We start from the raw sequence: 18901 nt of genomic DNA on the forward strand, positions 1-18901 counted from the left end.
AGTAAAAAGACCGGATGGGAAGGAAACACTCCAACCACTCCGGCCTAATCATATGTGTCGCGAATGCGGCTTACTTCTTCTTCGTATACATCTGTGTGTTGAGCAGATTGGCGTAATGCTTGATAACCGCTCGGCGAATCACCTTCATGGAGGCGGTAAGCATACCGTTCTCCTGGCTGAATTCCTCGGGCAGAAGGATGAACTTGCGCACGGATTCGGCACGGGAAACGCCTTCGTTGGCTTTATCGACCCACTTCTGCACCTCGGCGCGGACAACGGCGTTCTTGCAGGCCTCCTCCAAAGGCATATCGGGGTCGAGGCCTGCGGCATCGAGCCACTGGCGTAAGGAAGGCTCGTCAATAGTGATGAGCGCTGAAATGAATGGGCGCTTGTCGCCGAGTACTAAAGCCTGGGAGACGAACGGGCAACGCTGAATGATCTCCTCAATCGGGCCAGGGGCAACGTTCTTGCCGCCGGCGGTGATGATCAGATCCTTCTTACGACCGGTGATATAGAGGAAACCGTCGTCACTGATGCGGCCCAGATCGCCGGTGGCGTACCAGCCGTCGGGAGTAAAGGCGAGTTCGGTGGCTTCGTCATTCTTGTGGTAACGGTGGAAGACGCAGGTTCCTTTGACCTGAATCTCGCCATCCTCTGCCAAGCGAATCGAGAAGCCGGGGTAAGGCACTCCGACCGATCCTTCGTGGAACGGTGTCCCTTTCGGATTGAAAGCGCAGGGGGCAGTGGTTTCGGTCAGACCGTAGCCTTCGTAGGCGGGGATATTGGCGCCGCGGAAGAACGCAAGCAGTTCCGGGTCGAGCGGTGCACCGCCGGCGACGAACCATTCGGCCTGTCCGCCGAGCACTTCGCGCAGTGACTTGTAGACGATGGGATCAAAGGCTGCACGGCGTGCGCGGGTGGCGAAGCTGGCCTTGCCGTTTTCGCTCATTTCCTTTTCGTATTCCTGGGCAGCAACTACTGCTGCTGCGAATGCTATGCCCTTCGCGCCATTTCCGGCTTTCTGGGAAGCGGCGTTGTAGACCTTCTCCAACACACGAGGCACGAGGATGGTGACAACGGGCTTGGCGACCTGCAGATCGCTGATCAGTGTCTTGATGCCGCCGGCGATATAGATACGCAGATCGCTGGCGACCACGATGTAGTTGACCGCACGGGCGAAGGTGTGTGCCTGAGGCAGGAAGAGCAGGACGGACTTGCCCTTTTGATGGAGCAGATCAGGCATGTAGTCGCGCAGGTTCAACGCGGTGGTGCAGTAGTGCTCGTGTGTCATCTCGACACCCTTGGGGGCGGCGGTGGAGCCAGAGGTGTAGACGATGGAGCAGAGATCGGTCTTCTTGATGGAATCGATACGTGCATCAAGGGTTTCGTCGGTGACTGACTTGCCGTAATCGCGCAGTTCCTCAAGCGCACCGGCCTCGATCGTGTAGATCTTTTCGAGCGTCGGGCAGTCCTCGACGGCGCCGTCGGCCTTCTCGCGCATATCGTTGGTTTCCACGATCAGCAAGCGGGAATCGGAATTGTTGACGATATTGCGGATCTGCTCGGCGGAATCGGTGTCATAAATAGTGGCGAGCACGCCGCCGACAGCCATCACGGCCGCATCCACGACGTCCCATTCGTAGGAAGTGTGGGACATGAACGAAACGCCGTCGCCTTTGTCGATGCCGTAATGCATCAGGCCTTTGGCTACGCTACGCACATCGACGAGGAACTCTTTGGCGGTTTTGGTAACCCACTTGTTATCGACTTTGAAGGTGTAAAGCGGGTCGTCGCCCATGCGTTCCGCGCGTTCGACATAGAGATCGTAAATCGACATATCGTCATCAATGGGCGGATTGCCTGCAGTGGTGACGGTCAGAAGACCGGTCTTGTCATCTACGAAAAGCTTCGTGGGGTAGCCAGGCCCCCATTCGTGGCTGTGCGGCAATGTCGAGTAATCAACGGGCTTGACGGTGGCGAGATGACGGTCATCGTTGAAATCCGGGGTTTCCGGATCCTCGGTATTGACCGGGTGCTCGAAGCCGTTTCCCAAGTGGAAGGCCTTTTGACTCAGCTTCAGCGTTTCCTTTTTCAGTGAATTGATGACTGACACGTGTGGACTCCTCGACCTTCTTTTTAGCGGCATTATTCAAGCAATAAAGCCAATTCTATAGGATTTATGGCGTTTCGTCACCTTACGGTAGCGTAAGCCAGCCCATATGTTGCAAGGCAATCCGGCCGTCTTTGATCCATAAAAATAAATGGCGGGAAATATTGAGATTATTGGAAAACGGGCTTACGGATTTGTCTCCTCGCTTTTGTCGTTCGAACTGATCAATAAATTTGCTATTGTGCTATCAGTTAAAAACGATATATCCTGAAACGCCTTTGGGCTTGTTGAGTTTGAATATTCCCCTTACGAACGCCGTTACAGTCTTCCAGTAACGTTCGGGGTCGGTCGAGGCGGACATGGCATGTGCGGCACCGGGAATCATGAGTTTTTGTTTAATCGGGCTGGCACAGGCACGGAAATTGCGGTCGAGGCTTGCCGGATTCACGAAGTCATCAGCGGAACCATGGATGAACAACATCGGAATAGATGTATGACGCAATGCCTCAACGCAAGAGGCCTCGCTGAAATCATATCCGGCGCGTCGGTGTGCGATGGAACTCATGATATTGATTACCGGGCGGGCCAAAAGTCGTGGTGCATGGTAAAGATACTTCGCGCTATACAAGAATTGGTCTTCAAGGCTGGTATAGCCGCAGTCGGCGATAGCGGCCTTAACGTTCTTTGGCAGATTCGGGTCGCCTGCAGTAAGCATGACTGTTGAGGCTCCCATGGAATTGCCGTCGAGCAGGATTTGCGCTTTCCGATCGTTGGCCACGATGGTATCTGTCCATTGCAAAAGGTCGTGGCGTTCCAAGGCGCCCATGCCGATGTATTTACCGCCGCTCAATTCGTGGCAACGACTGGCCGGCGTGAGTACGGTGAAACCGAGTTTGGAGAAGCGATGCGCGTATTTCGCCATTTCGGCCGGTTCGCCGGAAAATCCGTGGCAGCAGATGGCATAGAGATGGCTCGGAGGATTGGCACAGTCTGGATCGAGCATCCAGCCATGCAGTTGCGTGCCGTCGGACGCCTTGATGGTCACTTGGCGTTTCGCATTCTCAAACCAGCGTGCGGCTTCGGCCTCTTCATCGGCGTCGTGATGTGGCTGTCGGGCGGCCAAGGTTGTGTCCGGTCGATTGCTTCTGAACAGGGAATGCCTTGAGCCAGGTTCGAGAACAAAGCGGAAAAGATAGTCGGCGAGTGCATAGAAAGTGCCGATAGAGACCGTCAGGCCGGCCAAGAGCTGAATAAGCCGTGTCTTGCTGGTGGATTGCTGACTCATAGGACCTCCCTGGACATGAACGACAAGCCGTTGAGCTGTTTCACTTCCATTGTAAAGTATCGCTATGCGAATCCCAGTATGATTTCGATTTCAGTTTTTCCCGTTCTTTTCCTTGTCAAAACGACGGTTGACCAGTGAGGAGAAAGCCTCGGCTCCTTGTTCGTGACGGGTCGCATGATTCATGAAAGAATAGATGTCGAAAGAAGGCAGTTGCGCGCCGTCAAGTGACACGAATCTGAATTCCGGTTCGTCCTCGATTGCTATGGAGGCCATCAACCCTATGGCTTGGTCTGAAGCGATGATAGATTTCATCATGTTGACATCGGAGACCTCGATAGTCGGCATGGGGATGTCCAGCTCGTTCAATAATTGGTCTGAAGCTTGCGCATGGACATACTCGTGGTTGAGTGTCACGAAATTGAGATCGTCGTCATCCCTCTGAAGCGTGCCGATGTCTACGCGTGGGGTGGTACCTTTACGGTTGCGCGAGGTCACCAGACCGAATGATGAGCTGGCCACCTTGACCATATCGATGCCGGGGATATCGGGTGCATCCCCGCTGACGGCGATAATTCCGAAATCGACAGTATGCTGTTTGATCTTCTGCAACATGGCTTGTGAGCCCACCGTCGAGATGGCGACGTTGCCACCCACGGCATCGCCCAAGGTCGCGAATGAATCATTGCCGAACAGATATTTCGAAAGTATGGGAGGCAGACCGACGCGATAGCGGCTGGGGGAATTCAGGTGTTTGAGGTCGTCGCTGAGACCGTCTATCTGGTCGAAAATAGCCTTGCTGCGCTGGACCAGCACGCGTCCTGCCGCAGTGATGACAAGATCGCCGTCCGCGCCGAAACGGCTGCGGCGAATCAGCGGCGAACCGATCCGCATTTCCATACGTTTCACTGCTTGTGAGACGGTGGGTTGGGAGACATGGGCCACGGCGGCCGCGTCGGTGAAGCTTCCAAGCTCACACACCAGACGGAACAATTCGAGATCACGAATACTTTCTATAGGAGCCATATGATCCGCCCTTCTATCCCCCCCTTGATATATTCCAGTTTAAATTATTATTGTTTATAAGATTGGCTGACAGCGAACGATTCGACCTGTGCGCTGCAAAAGGTGTCGCAAAGCGAATCGTTCGCTGTCTGACTACGGTTTTTATCCGGTTACCCTAATTGGTATAACGGGGGATATCACAGATATTTCGTGATGAAATTTAATATCCGGGATGCCATGTGGCCGCGTCCAGCGCCGCGTTCACGTCGCCGACGGGCTCACGGTTGAGACCTTCCTTGATGGCCTCGCTGGCCACCGCGTAGGCCACGCGGCGTGAGATTTCGGTGAGACTGCTGACCGGTGGCAGAACGGCCACACCCGGCTTGTCGACGTCGATCATATCCGAGATGGCATATGCCGCGGCCAGAAGCATGCCCTGGCTGATATGGCTGGCCTTGCCCACGATGGCGCCGAAGCAGATGCCAGGGTACATCAGCGCATTGTTGCCTTGGCCTACGTAATGCATGACACCGTCGTATTCGACCGGATCGGAAGGCGTGCCGGTGGTGACGAACGCACGGCCGTCGCTCCAGTTGATCACATCGACCGCTTTGGCCTCCATCAGCTCGGTCGGGTTTGAGATCGGGCAGATCAGCGGGCGCTCGCAGTACTTGGACATCGTGCGCACCACGTCCTCGGTGAAGGCACCGGTATTGGTGGAGGTGCCGATGAGCACGGTCGGCTTGAACGCTTCTACAATGGCTGCCAAGTCAGTCGGGTCGCTGAGTCCGGCGAATTCCCCGGGCTTGCGGGCATACTTCTTCTGACCTTCGGTCAGGTCGTCCTGGCCTTCCTCGATCAGGCCGAAGCGGTCGACCAGCGCCACCTGACGCTTGGCGTCCTCCGGGTCGATGCCACCGCGCTCGATGAGGTCTTCGACCAGCTGGTCCGCGATGCCCACACCGGCGGTGCCTGCACCGTAGACCAGGATGCGTGTGTCCTTGAAGTCGGTTTTCGCGATGTTGCGGGCGGCGATGAGTGCAGCCAGCATCGTCACGCCGGTACCTTGGATGTCATCGTTCAGTGTCAGTACATTGTTGCGATAACGTTCGAGGATTGGTGCCGCGGTGGAACGTCCGAAGTCCTCCCAGTGGATGAGGGCGTTGGGGTAGAGATCGAGGCTTGCATGCACGAAATCGTCGATGAAATCGTCGTAACGTTGTCCACGTACGCGGCTGAAGCGGTTACCCATGTAATTCGGGTTGTCGAGCAGCTCCTTGCGGTCGGTGCCGACGTCGATCATCACTGGCAATACGCGTGAGGGGTCGATGCCAGCTGCGGCCGTGTAGACGGCGAGTTTGCCGGTAAGGATTTCCGCCCCGTTGGAACCCCAGTCGCCGATACCAAGGATACCTTCGCCGTCAGTGGCCACGACAAGGTCGATTTCGCGCTCGCCGGCATATTGTTTGAGCGCAGCCTTGATGCGGTCGGGGTGGTCGATGGAGATGTAGGCCACATCGCTGCCGGTGTAGAACTCGGTGTAACGCTGAATGGACTGGGCCACGGTCGGTGCGTAGACGATGGGCATGTATTCGGTCAGGTGACGACCCATGCTCACATAGAAGAGGTTACGGTTCCTGCGGCATACGCTCATCAGATAGATCCGCTTTTCCAGATTGGTCGTCTTTGACTGGAAACGTTCATAGACCACGGCCTCCTGGTGATCGAGGTCCTGGACGGCCGCGGGAAGCAGACCATCGATGCCTAGTTCCTTGCGTTCGTCGTAGGAGTAGGCCAGATCACGGTTGACAAAGGAATCGTGTAACGCGTTCATCGTTGTCATCATCGCTCGCATTCTCTTAAAGGCCTCGGCGTCTTTACCGAAGCATGTGCTTACGTGTTCACGCTATACAAGAGGATGGCGGCTCCGCAAATAAATATTTCCAATATTGAATACACGACGGTTGATCTGTATAAAACGTCGGAATTTCAAGGATTGAAGCATATTAGAAAATGTTATTTGTGGACAACATTGCCTATCGGATAGCCTAGAAAAACGATCTGCTGAGTGGCAAAGAAGCCCATTTATCAGGCACCGTCCACTAGTTTAAGGAGAAGCTATGGCAGCAAATTCCCCGGCTCCGTCATCCGGAGCCATCGCCATTAACAAGACCAAGATCATCAAGGCCGCCGTCTGCGTGGTTGTCGGACTTGCGATTTTCGTCATACCGCCTCCCCAAGGGGTGCACCCAGGCGGCATGCATATGCTGGGCGTGTTCGTCGGTACGATTCTCGGCCTGATTCTCCAGCCTTTGCCGACCTCCGCTGTCGCCATCATCGGCCTGACCGTGGCCATGCTCACCGGGGCGATGGATCCCTCGAAAGAGGCGTTCTCGGGCCTTGGCAGCGCCTCGATCTGGCTGATCGTCGCGGCGTTCTTCATTGCACAGGGCTTCGTCTCGACCGGTCTGGGGCGTCGCATCGCTCTGGTCTTCATCTCATGGCTTGGCAAATCCTCCCTCGGCATCTCCTATGGTCTTGCGGCAGCTGATTTGGTGCTGGCGCCTGCCACACCTTCGAATACTGCACGTCTGGGCGGTATCCTGTTCCCGATCATCCAATCGGTCAGCGAGGTTCAGGGATCGACCACCGAGTCCGAGGAATCCCGCAAGAAGCTGGGTGGGTTCCTTTCCGCTACGGCCAACAATGTCAACGCTATTACCTCGGCGATGTTCGCCACTTCCATGGCCGCCGGACCCGTGGTGATCCAGCTTGCCGCGCAGATGCACCATCCGATTGGCTGGGGAACGTGGGCGATCGCCTGCATTATTCCCGGTCTGCTCTGCCTGATCCTCATTCCGGCCCTGATCTACAAGATATTCCCGCCGACCATCAAGCATGTGCCTACGGCCAAGACGGATGCCAAAGCGGAACTCAAAGCGATGGGTTCGCTGAGCCCCAAGGAATGGGTCATGGCGCTTTCCTTCGTGCTGATGCTCATCCTCTGGGCCACCGGTTCGATGACCGGCATCTCGGCCACCACGGTCGCCTTCCTTGGCGTCACCATCCTGCTGTGCACGGGAATCATCACTTGGAAATCCATGGCCAACGACAAGTCCGCTTGGTCCACGCTGATCTTCTTCGGCGTGCTGGTCGGCATGGCCAAGCCGTTGAGCACCCTTGGCGTCACCGATTGGCTCGGCGGCCTGATCGCACACATGGTAGGTGGCATGCCTTGGTATGCAGTCCTCTTCATTCTTGGCATCTGCTACGTGCTGGTCCACTATCTGTTCGCCTCCGAACTGGCCCAGGTGGTCGCGCTGTACACGCTCTTCGTCACCGTCACCATCGCGGCAGGCGCTCCTGCTCCCGTTGCCGTGCTCACCTTTGGTGCCCTTTCCGGTCTGATCGGAGCCATGACGCATTATGCGTCCGGACCCTCCGCCCTGATTTACGGCGCTGATTATCTCAAGACCTCCGAATTCCTTCGTGTGGGCATCATCTGCGCCATGGTCACCACCGTCATCTTCCTGACCGTCGGCGTCGGCTGGTGGAAGGTCATCGGTCTTTGGTGATGTGTTATTCGCCGTATCGGTAGTTTCTTACTATAAAAATCCCGTTCCGCCATTGAATGTTGGAACGGGATTTTGTTATCGGAGACATTGCTTTAAGCCATTATCGACGATGTGAGGTGTCATGTCAGACTGGCTGATATGATATTGAGTGTTGTTTCGGCAGGTTTGAATATCTGTCGCGCTTTGGCGAGGGGAAGCGATTCCCGTTATCGACTGGGCTGAATATGTTGGGTCTCTTTGAGGCTGTGATTTCGGCGCGTCGGTGCACCGAAACAACGCAGTACATAATAATAGGTAAATCTCAAGGAGATTAGATTATGGCAAACACCATTACCATCGAAGGCGAAGTCCGCAATGAGTTCGGCAAGGGCGTGGCCCGTCGTATGCGCGTGGCTAAGCAGATTCCGGCCACCATCTACGCCGGCGGCAACGACCCTGTTTTCGTGAAGCTCCCCATGCGTGAGACCACCTTGGCTCTGCGCCGTACGAACGCGCTGTTCACCATCAAGTATGGCAAGGATTCCAAGATGGCCGTCGTCAAGGACGTCCAGCGCAACCCCGTCAAGCGCATTGTCGAGCACATCGACTTCTACGAGGTCAAAGCCGGCGAGAAGATCGAGGTCGACGTCCCGGTCTTCGCCGTGGGTACTCCGAAGGGTGCTGCTGTCGCGTTCGTCGACATCCAGCAGCTCCGTGTGCGCGCCAGCGTCGACCAACTGCCCGAGCGTATCGACGTCAACGTCGATGGGCTGCAGGACGGCGAGAAAGTCTTCGCCAAGGATCTCAACCTGCCCGAAGGCGTCGAGTTCGTCAACATCAGTTCTGAAGAGTCCGTCGTCACGGTTGAGGTTCCTGAGGATGCCACCGCCACCACCGCAGTTTCTGCTGAGGATGCTGCCGCTGGCGAAAGCACTGAAGGCGCCGCAGCCGAAGGTGACGCTGCTGCTCCTGCTGCTGATGCCGCAGCTGCTGACGCTGACAAGAAGTGATTAGCCGATATCGTTAGCGATATCTGAGATTTTGGATCATTTTTTGGCCCGTAAATCTCTTCATGTTGACCCGTGCAGTCCGTTTATATGGGCTGCATGGGTCATTTTGTCTTCTGGTTTTTCATGGGTGAACATTTTCAATCGTTTGGGCAGATTTTTCAGAATGTGAACTATTCCACCATGCCCGTGCGGTTCTGTGCAAAGGTAGCAGCATAACCAAAGCGCCACAAGCGTACGGCAAACTACCATTCCGGCCGCAAGGCGGCTGAAGCAAAGAAGAAGTGCAAATGACTGAGCAAACCCATCATGATCCGCAAGCGTTGTCGCAATTGACCGAGCCTTTCAAGGTTCTTGACAACCCACATCCCGCAACCGACGCCGAGCGCGCGAAGCTGATTGACAAGCCGGCGTTCGGCCAGCTTTTCAGCGACAACATGGTCCACATGGTATGGCACAAGTCCAGCGGCTGGGGCGATCGCCGGGTCGAGCCGTATGGCCCGCTTGCCATGGATCCGGGTGCCTCGGTTCTGCATTATGCGCAGGAATGCTTCGAAGGTCTCAAGGCCTATCGCCACGCCGACGGCAGCACCTGGCTGTTCCGTCCGGATGCCAACGCCGAGCGCTTCGCCAATTCTGCCAAGCGCCTGTATTTGCCCGAACTTTCCAAGGACGATTTCCTGGGCTCGGTCGCCGCGTTGGTCAAGCGTGACGTCGAATGGGTGCCGACCCGTCGCGAGTATACGCTCTACATGCGCCCGTATATGTTCGCCTCCGAGGCGTTCCTCGGCGTGCGCGCCCCGCAGACCGTCGACTACTGCGTCATCGCCTCGCCTTCCGGCCCGTACTTCCCGGGCGGCGTCAAGCCGGTGAGCATCTGGGTGGAAGACAAGTGGTTCCGTACCGGCCCCGGCGGCACCGGCTTTGCCAAGTGCGGCGGCAATTATGCGGCGTCCCTACTGGGCGAGTACCGCGGTGCCGACCACGGCTGCGAGCAGGTCTGCTTCGTCGACGCGGCCACCAAGACCTATCTTGAGGAGCTCGGCGGCATGAACATGTTCACCGTTCATAAGGACGGCCATTTGGAGACCCCGTCGCTCACCGGCAACATCCTGCCCGGCGTCACCCGCCGTTCGCTCATCCAGCTGGCGCAGGACCACGGCCGCGATGTCGTGGAGACCATGATTAAGCTTGACGACCTGCTGGAGGACATTAAGTCCGGCGAGGTCACCGAGGTCTTTGCCTGCGGCACCGCCGCGATCATCACCCCGATCGGCCGCTTCAAGTCCGAGACGTTCGACGTCGAAGTGGGTGGCGGCAAGTCCGGCGACCTCACGCTGCAGCTGCGCGACGAACTGCTCGGTATCCAGATGGGCGAGATCGAAGATCCGCATGACTGGATGTGGAGGGTCTGCTGAGCGATTTAAAGGTTTAGGCTTTAAAGTCCAAGCTTTAGAGCCGATTTGGAACTTTTAAGTTTCGTATTGCAAACGACTTGTGTCGGCACATGATTCATCGTGATGACGGCACAGGTCGTTTGTTCTGTATTTTGGCTGATATTTGGTATACTTTGCTATTGGTCTTTATGCAATTTGACGAAGGATGTGCGATATGCAGTTGGCGCTGGAAAGTAATGTCTTTTTCTGGGCCATCGAATATATTGCGACCTTTTGCTGCGGCTTGTTGGGCGGGCTTTGCGCCGTCAAGAAAAAGTACGATTTCATCGCCATCCTGATGACTGTCTGGCTCACCGGCCTCGGCGGGGGCATCATTCGTGACGTTCTGCTGGGGATATTCCCGTCCGTCGGCGTTTCCAATAAGGGGCTGGTCGTTACTTCGCTGTTGGCCAGCATCACGGTCGCCATCATTTATCCGGAAGTCGACCGGCTCAAATGGATCATGGTCGCGCTTGACGCACTGGCGCTTGGTCTCTACACGGTCAACGGCACACAAAAGGCGTTGATTTACCACACGTCAGGCATGACGGCGGTGTTTATGGGACTGATTACGGCCATCGGGGGAGGCCTTATTCGTGACATCCTGATCAACGACGTCCCATCGGTCATCCGTGACAGCCATTGGTATGCAGTTCCGGCGTTGATCGGCAGCGTGTTGACGGTGTTCGTTACGCGAACCTATGAGCATCACGCGATCAATTTCACAGTGCAGGTCATTGGTGACATCGCTATCGTCTCCTTCGTCGTCATCCTGCGCGTGCTCTCTGTCCGTTTCGACTGGAAGGTGCCAGGTGCCATCAGACGGAACCGTACGTATCTGCCGTTGCCTGTCAAGGAGGATGAGGACGAGAAAAGTGACAACAACAAGTAAAATTTGTGACCATTGTTGATTGGTCAACCAATGTTCGATTGAGATTACATGTTTCGTAAGAAAAACCAATCGCGTCGACAGTGCTTAGTAAGCATTGTGGGGGACTTGTTGATGTGTGGAGTTTACATCTTTTTATGCTTGAGTGTCAGAGGTAAGGGGAGGAGAGTTAGTCACGGGTCGCAGAAATAGAGTTCAATTGCTCTTCGGTCCAGGCAATCTCATTATTAAATACCGGTATCAAGAATGATCAGAGTAATGATCACTGTTGGCAACGGGTAAAATCATGCATAGCTTATTACAAGCATTTGTTGTCCGCGCAAGTTGGGAAAATAGATGCACCTGACACCAGACTTTCAGCTCAAAGACGTGACTGTCTGAAGGCTTTTAGGCAAGAGTTTGTGAATCACTATTGCACTCCAATCACATATATGGGTCAGGTGGACAATTCGAAAAAGATGTTTATTGGCTGATTCGTATAATTGGCTTACCGCATCCATTGAATCGACTCGAAGGGGAGTAGCGTGCAGATTGGTGATAGTACAAGGAATGATAAGCCTGCGGCAAAGGGGCGTTCTCGCATTCCGTCTCTGACGACATTGCGAAGGTCATTACGGCTATTGATGGCAGTGGCGCCGATATCCGTCATTGTCCTCCTCATTCTTACTGTGGTGCGGGCCCTGCTGTCGCCCCTACAGATTTTGGCCACAACACAGATCGTAAATTCCGTGGCTACGGGTGTGCTTGCGAAGGTTGTCGATTCGGCGGTGCTTTTCGCCGTGGTCCTAGTGGGAATGTTCGTGGCCGAGAACGTCATTAAATACCTATCCGACTCAATTCGAGAAAAACTCTCCTACCGCGCCAATTGCAGTATCATCGATAAGCTCACTACGCTGGAAACGCAGCAGTTCGAGGATGCACAGACCAACGATTGCATACAGCGGGCCGGAGGGGATACCGGCGGACATATCTTTACTATATTTGATAGCGCACGTGATTTTCTACAGTCGTTGCTCACTATCGTATCCGTGTTCTCCTTACTGGTCTCATGGAACAAATGGGTGGCCTTTTTCCTTCTGCTGGCGCCTATTCCAGGTACCATCGGCACCTTGATGGCCAGTTCCAAACAGTACAATATCGATTACCGGCGGGCAGGGGAAAAGCGCCTGTCGGACTATTATCGTTCGATTCTGACATCGGATAATGCGGCCAAGGAAGTCCATCTGTTTGGTCTGGGCGGTTTGTTGTCAGGGCGTTATAAGACGCTTATCGCAGGTTTTCTCAAACAGGATCTCGGTATGTCGCGTACCTATCTGTGGATTGCGCTTGGCTTGGGGATTCTTACGACTCTGGCTAATATCGGGGCGGTCGCCGTGGGCGCGCTTCAGGCTATGCATACAGGTAACGTCGGGCAGCTGGCCGGTTATATCAGTGCGACAGGGTCATTCGGACAATCGGTATTACTCATTTTGGTTTCGGTCTCCAGCATGTATCAGAGTCTGCTGTACGCCGGCAATTGGGTTCATCTCATGGACACGCAGCCGGCTGTGATTCGCTCCGGCGGCGAGAAACTCGATGATGGAACGCCCATGACCGTTTCGTTCCGAAACGTAAGATTTGCCTATCCTGGTTCCACGGATGGCAAGGAAATTCTCCATGGTGTCTCTTTTGATCTTCCCGCCGGTCAATGTTCGGCTCTTGTCGGACTCAATGGCGCGGGTAAATCGACTATCGCAAAACTGATTTTACGTGTCTATGAGCCCACTTCCGGGTCGATTCTCATTAACGGCAGGGATATCAGTGAATATTCCCGTTCGTCATTGTACGGGCGGTGTTCTGCGATTTTCCAGGATTATATACGTTACGAGCGGCCCTTACGTGAGAATGTGGGATTTGGCGATCCGGATCGAATCGACGACGATGACGCCATTGAACATGCGCTTGATCTAGTAGGGATGAAGGGTTTGGAGCAGTCACTGCCCGAAGGTCTGGATACTGTATTGGGAAGGCACTTCGAAGGCGGTTACCAACTTTCTATCGGGCAATGGCAGCGTGTCGCCCTGGCCCGCGCCTTGTTCAGGCGGCCGTCATTGCTTATTATGGATGAGCCGACCGCATCCGTGGACGCCCTTTCCGAGAAGCATTTCTTCGACTCGCTGGATCGGGCGGATAGTACGGAGGAAGGGCAGCGGCGCACCACCATCCTCATCGCCCATCGTTTCACCACCATCACCCACGCCAGTCATATCGTCGTCCTGCGTGACGGCGATATCGTCGGAGAGGGCGATCACGAGACATTATTGTCCGATTGCCCGTATTACCGCGGTTTATATGAGGCCCAAGTGGTCAGTCAGCAGCACGAGGATCCCGCATTGATGCTGCGTCCGGAGAACATCGAAGGCACTTCCCGTTGTAATCATTGATTGCCCGCGGATTCTGTCATCGCGTTCGCTGGAATTCCAGATATTCGAATTCCATGCGAACGACGAAAGTCACGAAAACGGACCAGAAACGTGCTTTTCGTCGTTTAAGCGGGCGTTTATCGCGTCGATTGTTTTGTCTCGTACTTGAGGATGTCGCCGGGCTGGCAGTCCAGCGCCTCGCAGATGCCGGCCAGTGTCGTAAAACGAATGGCTGCCACACGGTTGTTCTTGATCTTCGAGAGATTGACGTTCGAGATGCCAACCTCGTCCGCCAGATCCTTGAGCGACATATGCCGGTCGACCATCACCTTGTCGAGTTCCAGCACGATAGTGCCTTTAGGCTCTTTCGGCCCATTGTCGTTTTCAGAAGGTGGGGTAATCGCATCGGTAGTGGTGTGTTGTTCTTGGGCAAGGCGTACTTTTTCCTCATACGTCAATGGTCTGGGACTTTTGTTTTCCGATGGGGAAGCAGCGGTATCGTATTGGCTAGTGTTGTTTGTAGCCTTTACAGATTGGCTTTCGTCGTCTGTAGATGACGTGGCATCGTATGATGTCGAACGGTCAGAGTGTTGTTTGAAAATCATGATTCGCTTCCTTATATCAGCTGATCATGTTCGCGTTGCAATTGCTCGCCATATCTCAAAATGCGCGTGATGCACAGAATGAAAATCCCGATGATAAGATATCCAAAGCCATCGGTGGAATTGGCGATATCGCTGTAATAATCGTTATGAGTGCCGATTCCATACGTATCTACCATTCCATCGGTATATCCAGTCACAAAACCAGTCCAGAAATCAACGGAAGCTATCACGATGGCTACAGATATAAAACACCAGCCGATTCTGTGTACGTTTTTGACGATGGAATCCCGAAAAGGCGTCGGCTCCTCACCATTTTCCGGCCGGTGGATGGTTTTAAAAGCATCGCTGAGGTTTTTGGCGGCATATGCCACGATGAGCAATATGGCAATGCCTTCAAGCGTATACCACACAAGTGCCACTTTATGTTCCGAGACTTTTTGGAATGTAGTATCGAGGGCAAAGCCGTAAATATTCGGAAGCTTGGTGTCTTTGAGAAAATCTGGGCAAGGCTGGCCGGCACCGAGGAAAATTCCGCCGGCGAGCAGAACCACTGATGCGACGATGTTGAACCATTCGAGGATTTTCGCGGCCCACATGATGAAGGCGTCGACCTTATTGGTTTCATACATGGCGTTGCTCCTTTATCGATTACAAACTTGCTTGATAGCAAGAGCATATCACTAATCAACAAAAAATTAATGATAAACATTAAAAAAATTATGAATTTCGATACGTTTATGGTATTTTGAATATATTCCAAAAAATCGGGAAGCGGAGGAGAAGATGGTCGAGCCAGGGAAGAAGGCGACAGGTGACATGGGGAGCTTGAACGGGTTGAATGTCACGGACGTTCCGCGAGATCCGAATAACTCCTACGTTTCGAATGGCATGGATAACGTCAACAAAATAAACCGAAATAATGGCGTAGATGGTTCTGGTTGTCATGGAGGCGGTGACCGTTTAAATGATTCTGGCCATGTTGACGGCGTTGATGGCGTTGACGGTGAAAGTGGTGAGAACGCCGTTGCTGCAGAAGGAGAAGTTGATGAAAGAGCTGCGACGGCATTGAATGTTCAAGATGGACCTTCCAAGCCGTCTGCGCCATTCCAACAGCCGCAAGTTGAAGCTAAACCGTTGAGCCCAGACGGGCAGCGACGGCACGATGTGGGACACCAGGCCGCAATCATCTGGGGCTTCGTAGTGCTGTGGCTCGTATTGCAGGTGATTGGTGTTGTTTTCGCTATGCTTGGCCATATGCCGGAGAAGAAAACAGACGCCGTGGTCGGCACCGTCAGCGAGCCAATCGCCATCCTCGTCGTACTACTGGCGTGTCGGAAGCTCTATATCGACAAATCGCAAGGCTCAAGGTCAATGCGTTTCACGATACGTCTCTCATCCCGAAAACCGATGAACTGGCGGATGTGGCTCTGCTTGCTTATCGCGATGCTGGCTTTCGCGGCGGTCGGCGACCTGTTCGCCCAAGGTTTCCAAGGCGCGCTGGATCTGTTGGGATGGTCGCAACATAGCAATGGCGACGAGATTGACCAGATGGTGAACAGCTCAATCTTTGGTCTGCTTTCGTTGGGTTTCGTCGGGCCTGTGACCGAGGAACTGCTGATGCGTGGCATCGTGATGCCGAATCTGGAACGCTATGGCAGGATTTTCGCCATCGTAACGTCAGCGTTGCTGTTCGGCTTCATCCATGGCGACATCAGCCAAGGATTCAATGCCGTGCTGCTGGGCTTGGTGCTCGGTTGGATGGCCAGCGAGTATTCTGTCGCATGGTCGATGAGCATGCACATCTTCTACAATCTCGTGATTTGCGAAGGAGTCGGAAGGCTGTTCGGCATGCTTGCCGAGCCCATGCAGACCGTGGCGCAGTGGACGTTCGATGGTGTCTTCTTCTTCGTCGCCATCGTGTTGGTGGTAGTGAACAAGGACAAGATCATAGCCTGGTACCGCCGCAACCGTAGCCCCAAGCACACCTACCGTGGCTGGCGCTCACCGTTGTTCATCTTCACCTTGGTGGCGTTCCTCTTCTTCGCGCTGACCAGGATTTCGTTCTGAGCCACGGGTTCGACGCGGTGGAGCCGACGGTGCAAATAACAAAACTCCTCCGGTTTCCAAAGGATATTGAAATCCCGGAAACCGAAGGAGTCTTTACTGACCCTAAGGTCGATGCCTAAAGCGAAAAGCTCACATCTTGTTGATGGCGACTGCGAGATTCGACTTGCGGTTGGCGGCCTGGTTCTTGTGAACCACGCCCGCGCTGGCGGCCTTGTCGAGTTTCTGGCCGGCGATCTGGTAAGCAGCCTGGGCTGCTGCCTTGTCTCCGGACTCGATGGCTTCACGGGTCTTGCGAATCGCAGTCTTCAGGCTGGACTTCACGGACACGTTGCGCTTGTGCGCCTTTTCATTGGTCAGCACGCGCTTCTTCTGCGACTTAATGTTTGCCACAATTTCTCCAAACAACGTTTTCTATAAGGACATACAAGACTTTAGGATAACACCTTATGCCGATATTTCGTGCGTATTTGAAGGAAATGAAGTTGCGTGTTTCATCATTGCTTGATTTCTTATGCATTTTATAATGTTCCCCGGCAATAATTTCCGGTAGCTCTTTGCCTACCTCGGCCGATAGAATAAGACGTAGCAAAAGAAAAAGCGGAGTCGGAGAGGTTCCGCCAAGAAACGTTTGGGTATGAAGGAGTGGCATCAGTGACTGAGGCGAAGAACAAACCGGGATTCACCGATCAATCGCTGATTCGTAATTTCTGCATCATCGCGCATATCGACCACGGCAAGTCCACGGTGGCCGACCGCATCCTCCAGCTTTCCGGCATCGTGCCACAACGCGAGATGCACGACCGGTTCCTCGACCGCATGGACATCGAGCAGGAACGTGGCATCACCATCAAGTCACAGGCCGTGCGCGTGCCGTGGACCTTCGACGGGCAGGAATACACGCTTGGCATGATCGATACTCCGGGGCATGTCGATTTCACTTACGAGGTCTCGCGTGCGCTGGCCGCATGCGAGGGCGCGGTGCTGCTGGTCGATGCCACACAGGGCATCGAGGCTCAGACACTCTCCAACCTCTATATGGCCATCGAGGACGACCTGACCATCATTCCGGTCCTGAACAAGATCGACCTGCCCAGTGCCGAACCCGACAAGCACGCCGAGGAGATCGCGAACCTGTTGGGTTGCAAGCCGAGTGATGTGCTGCGTGTCTCCGGTAAGACCGGCGAAGGCATCAAAGACCTGCTCGACCAGATCGTGCTGGAAATTCCTGCCCCGCACGGCGACCCCAAGGCCCCCGCCCGCGCGCTGATATTCGATTCTGTCTACGATACCTATCGAGGCATCGTAACCTATATCCGTATGGTCGACGGCGAGCTCAAAAGCCGTGAAAAGGTACATATGATGGGCATCGGTATGACGCACGAGCCCATCGAGATCGGCGTGATCAGCCCGGACATGACCCCGACCAAGGCGCTCGGCGCCGGTGAGGTCGGCTACATCATCACCGGAGCGAAGGACGTCAGCCAATCCAAAGTCGGTGACACCGTCACCTCGGCGTTGCGTCCTGCCACCGAGCCACTGCCAGGCTACCGTGACCCGCATCCCATGGTCTACGCCGGCATCTTCCCGATTGACAACGCCCAATTCCCGGAACTGCGCGACGCGCTTGACAAGCTCAAGTTGAACGATGCGGCCTTGACTTACGAGCCGGAAACGTCGGTGGCGCTGGGATTCGGCTTCCGCTGTGGCTTCCTAGGGCTGCTGCACATGGAGATTGTGGTCGAACGTCTGAGCCGTGAGTTCGGGCTCGACCTCATTTCCACCGCTCCGAACGTGACCTATAAAGTCACCACAGAGGATGGAACGCTGCACGAGGTCAAAAACCCGAGCGAATTCCCGGACGGCAAGATCAAGCAGATCGTCGAACCGATGGTCGCGGCCGACATTATCACCCCCAAGGAATTCATCGGTTCGGTGATGGACCTGTGCCAGGACCATCGCGGCGAAATGGGCACGATGGAGTATCTGAGCCCGGAGCGTGTCGAGATGCACTACCGCATTCCGCTCGCCGAGATCGTCTTCGACTTCTTCGACCAGCTCAAAAGCCGCACCAAAGGCTACGCCTCCCTCGACTACCACGAGGACGGCGAACAGGCCGCGGACCTTGTAAAGGTCGATATCCTCATCCAGGGCGAGAAGGTCGATGCGTTCAGCGCCATCGTCCACCGCGACAAGTCGTACAGCTACGGCGTGATGATGACCAAGAAGCTCTCCAAGCTCATTCCGCGCCAGCAGTTCGAGATTCCGATTCAGGCCGCCATCGGCTCGCGCGTCATCGCCCGTGAGACCATTCGTGCCCTGCGCAAGGACGTGCTCGCCAAGTGCTATGGCGGCGACATCACCCGTAAGCGCAAGCTGCTCGAGAAGCAGAAGGCCGGCAAGAAGCGTATGAAGATGCTCGGTCATGTCGAGGTTCCGCAGGAGGCGTTCGTCGCCGCGCTATCCACCGGCGAGGCCGGAGCCAACAAGTCCATGGATATCGACACCAAAAACAAGATTCGTGCCGCCGAAAAGGCCGTGAAGTAA

14 protein-coding genes are annotated in these 18901 nt (G+C 54.8%); 7 read left to right on the forward strand and 7 right to left on the reverse strand.

Translation table 11 applies throughout. The features are described from left to right. Positions 1 to 70 precede the first annotated feature (70 nt). From OZX70_RS04130 to OZX70_RS04145, 4 genes are all read right to left on the reverse strand, one after another. Positions 71 to 2113 (reverse strand): AMP-dependent synthetase/ligase, encoded by a 2043-nt coding sequence (locus tag OZX70_RS04130; RefSeq protein ID WP_277181964.1) that lies wholly within the window; start codon positions 2111 to 2113, stop codon positions 71 to 73. Positions 2114 to 2357: 244 nt separating this feature from the next. Next, positions 2358 to 3395, reverse strand: coding sequence for an alpha/beta hydrolase (locus tag OZX70_RS04135; RefSeq protein WP_277181965.1), 1038 nt, complete (start codon positions 3393 to 3395; stop codon positions 2358 to 2360). A 90-nt stretch (positions 3396 to 3485) separates the two neighbouring features. Next, a complete protein-coding gene (locus OZX70_RS04140) occupies positions 3486 to 4418 on the reverse strand; it encodes a LysR family transcriptional regulator (protein WP_277181966.1) in 933 nt (310 codons plus the stop codon). Positions 4419 to 4617: 199 nt separating this feature from the next. After that, positions 4618 to 6252: an NAD-dependent malic enzyme gene (locus OZX70_RS04145; protein WP_277181967.1), complete on the reverse strand. Its 1635-nt coding sequence runs from the start codon at positions 6250 to 6252 to the stop codon at positions 4618 to 4620. 265 nt (positions 6253 to 6517) lie between these two features. Between OZX70_RS04145 and OZX70_RS04150 the strand changes: the two genes are divergently transcribed. The 5 genes from OZX70_RS04150 (at position 6518) to OZX70_RS04170 (ending at position 13706) form a co-directional block, all read left to right on the forward strand. Then, complete coding sequence (locus OZX70_RS04150; protein WP_277181968.1) at positions 6518 to 7972, forward strand: DASS family sodium-coupled anion symporter; 1455 nt, start codon at positions 6518 to 6520, stop codon at positions 7970 to 7972. Between the two features lie 317 nt (positions 7973 to 8289). Further along, a complete protein-coding gene (locus OZX70_RS04155; protein WP_277181969.1) occupies positions 8290 to 8961 on the forward strand; it encodes a 50S ribosomal protein L25/general stress protein Ctc in 672 nt (223 codons plus the stop codon). Between the two features lie 287 nt (positions 8962 to 9248). Beyond that, complete coding sequence (locus OZX70_RS04160) at positions 9249 to 10376, forward strand: branched-chain amino acid aminotransferase (RefSeq protein WP_277181970.1); 1128 nt, start codon at positions 9249 to 9251, stop codon at positions 10374 to 10376. 193 nt (positions 10377 to 10569) lie between these two features. After that, a complete protein-coding gene (locus tag OZX70_RS04165; RefSeq protein WP_277181971.1) occupies positions 10570 to 11286 on the forward strand; it encodes a TRIC cation channel family protein in 717 nt (238 codons plus the stop codon). Between the two features lie 521 nt (positions 11287 to 11807). Next, positions 11808 to 13706: an ABC transporter ATP-binding protein gene (locus OZX70_RS04170; RefSeq protein ID WP_277181972.1), complete on the forward strand. Its 1899-nt coding sequence runs from the start codon at positions 11808 to 11810 to the stop codon at positions 13704 to 13706. A gap of 116 nt (positions 13707 to 13822) precedes the next feature. Here the strand turns inward: OZX70_RS04170 and OZX70_RS08990 are convergent, their stop codons facing one another. Further along, positions 13823 to 14011, reverse strand: coding sequence for a helix-turn-helix transcriptional regulator (locus OZX70_RS08990; RefSeq protein ID WP_348519438.1), 189 nt, complete (start codon positions 14009 to 14011; stop codon positions 13823 to 13825). Positions 14012 to 14301: 290 nt separating this feature from the next. Continuing rightward, positions 14302 to 14919 (reverse strand): DUF2975 domain-containing protein, encoded by a 618-nt coding sequence (locus OZX70_RS04180; RefSeq protein ID WP_277181974.1) that lies wholly within the window; start codon positions 14917 to 14919, stop codon positions 14302 to 14304. A 154-nt stretch (positions 14920 to 15073) separates the two neighbouring features. Here OZX70_RS04180 and OZX70_RS04185 point away from each other — a divergent pair, with 154 nt between their 5' ends. Continuing rightward, positions 15074 to 16357, forward strand: a complete 1284-nt coding sequence (locus OZX70_RS04185) for a type II CAAX endopeptidase family protein (protein WP_277181975.1) — start codon at positions 15074 to 15076, stop codon at positions 16355 to 16357. A gap of 129 nt (positions 16358 to 16486) precedes the next feature. On the opposite strand, the gene rpsT is transcribed toward OZX70_RS04185, so the two are convergent. After that, on the reverse strand, positions 16487 to 16747 hold the full coding sequence (rpsT, locus tag OZX70_RS04190; protein WP_277144664.1) for a 30S ribosomal protein S20: 261 nt from the start codon (positions 16745 to 16747) through the stop codon (positions 16487 to 16489). A gap of 261 nt (positions 16748 to 17008) precedes the next feature. Between rpsT and lepA the strand changes: the two genes are divergently transcribed. Beyond that, positions 17009 to 18901, forward strand: coding sequence for a translation elongation factor 4 (lepA, locus tag OZX70_RS04195; RefSeq protein WP_277181976.1), 1893 nt, complete (start codon positions 17009 to 17011; stop codon positions 18899 to 18901).

It is taken from the genome of Bifidobacterium sp. ESL0732 (assembly GCF_029395535.1).
Lineage (GTDB): Bacteria > Actinomycetota > Actinomycetes > Actinomycetales > Bifidobacteriaceae > Bifidobacterium.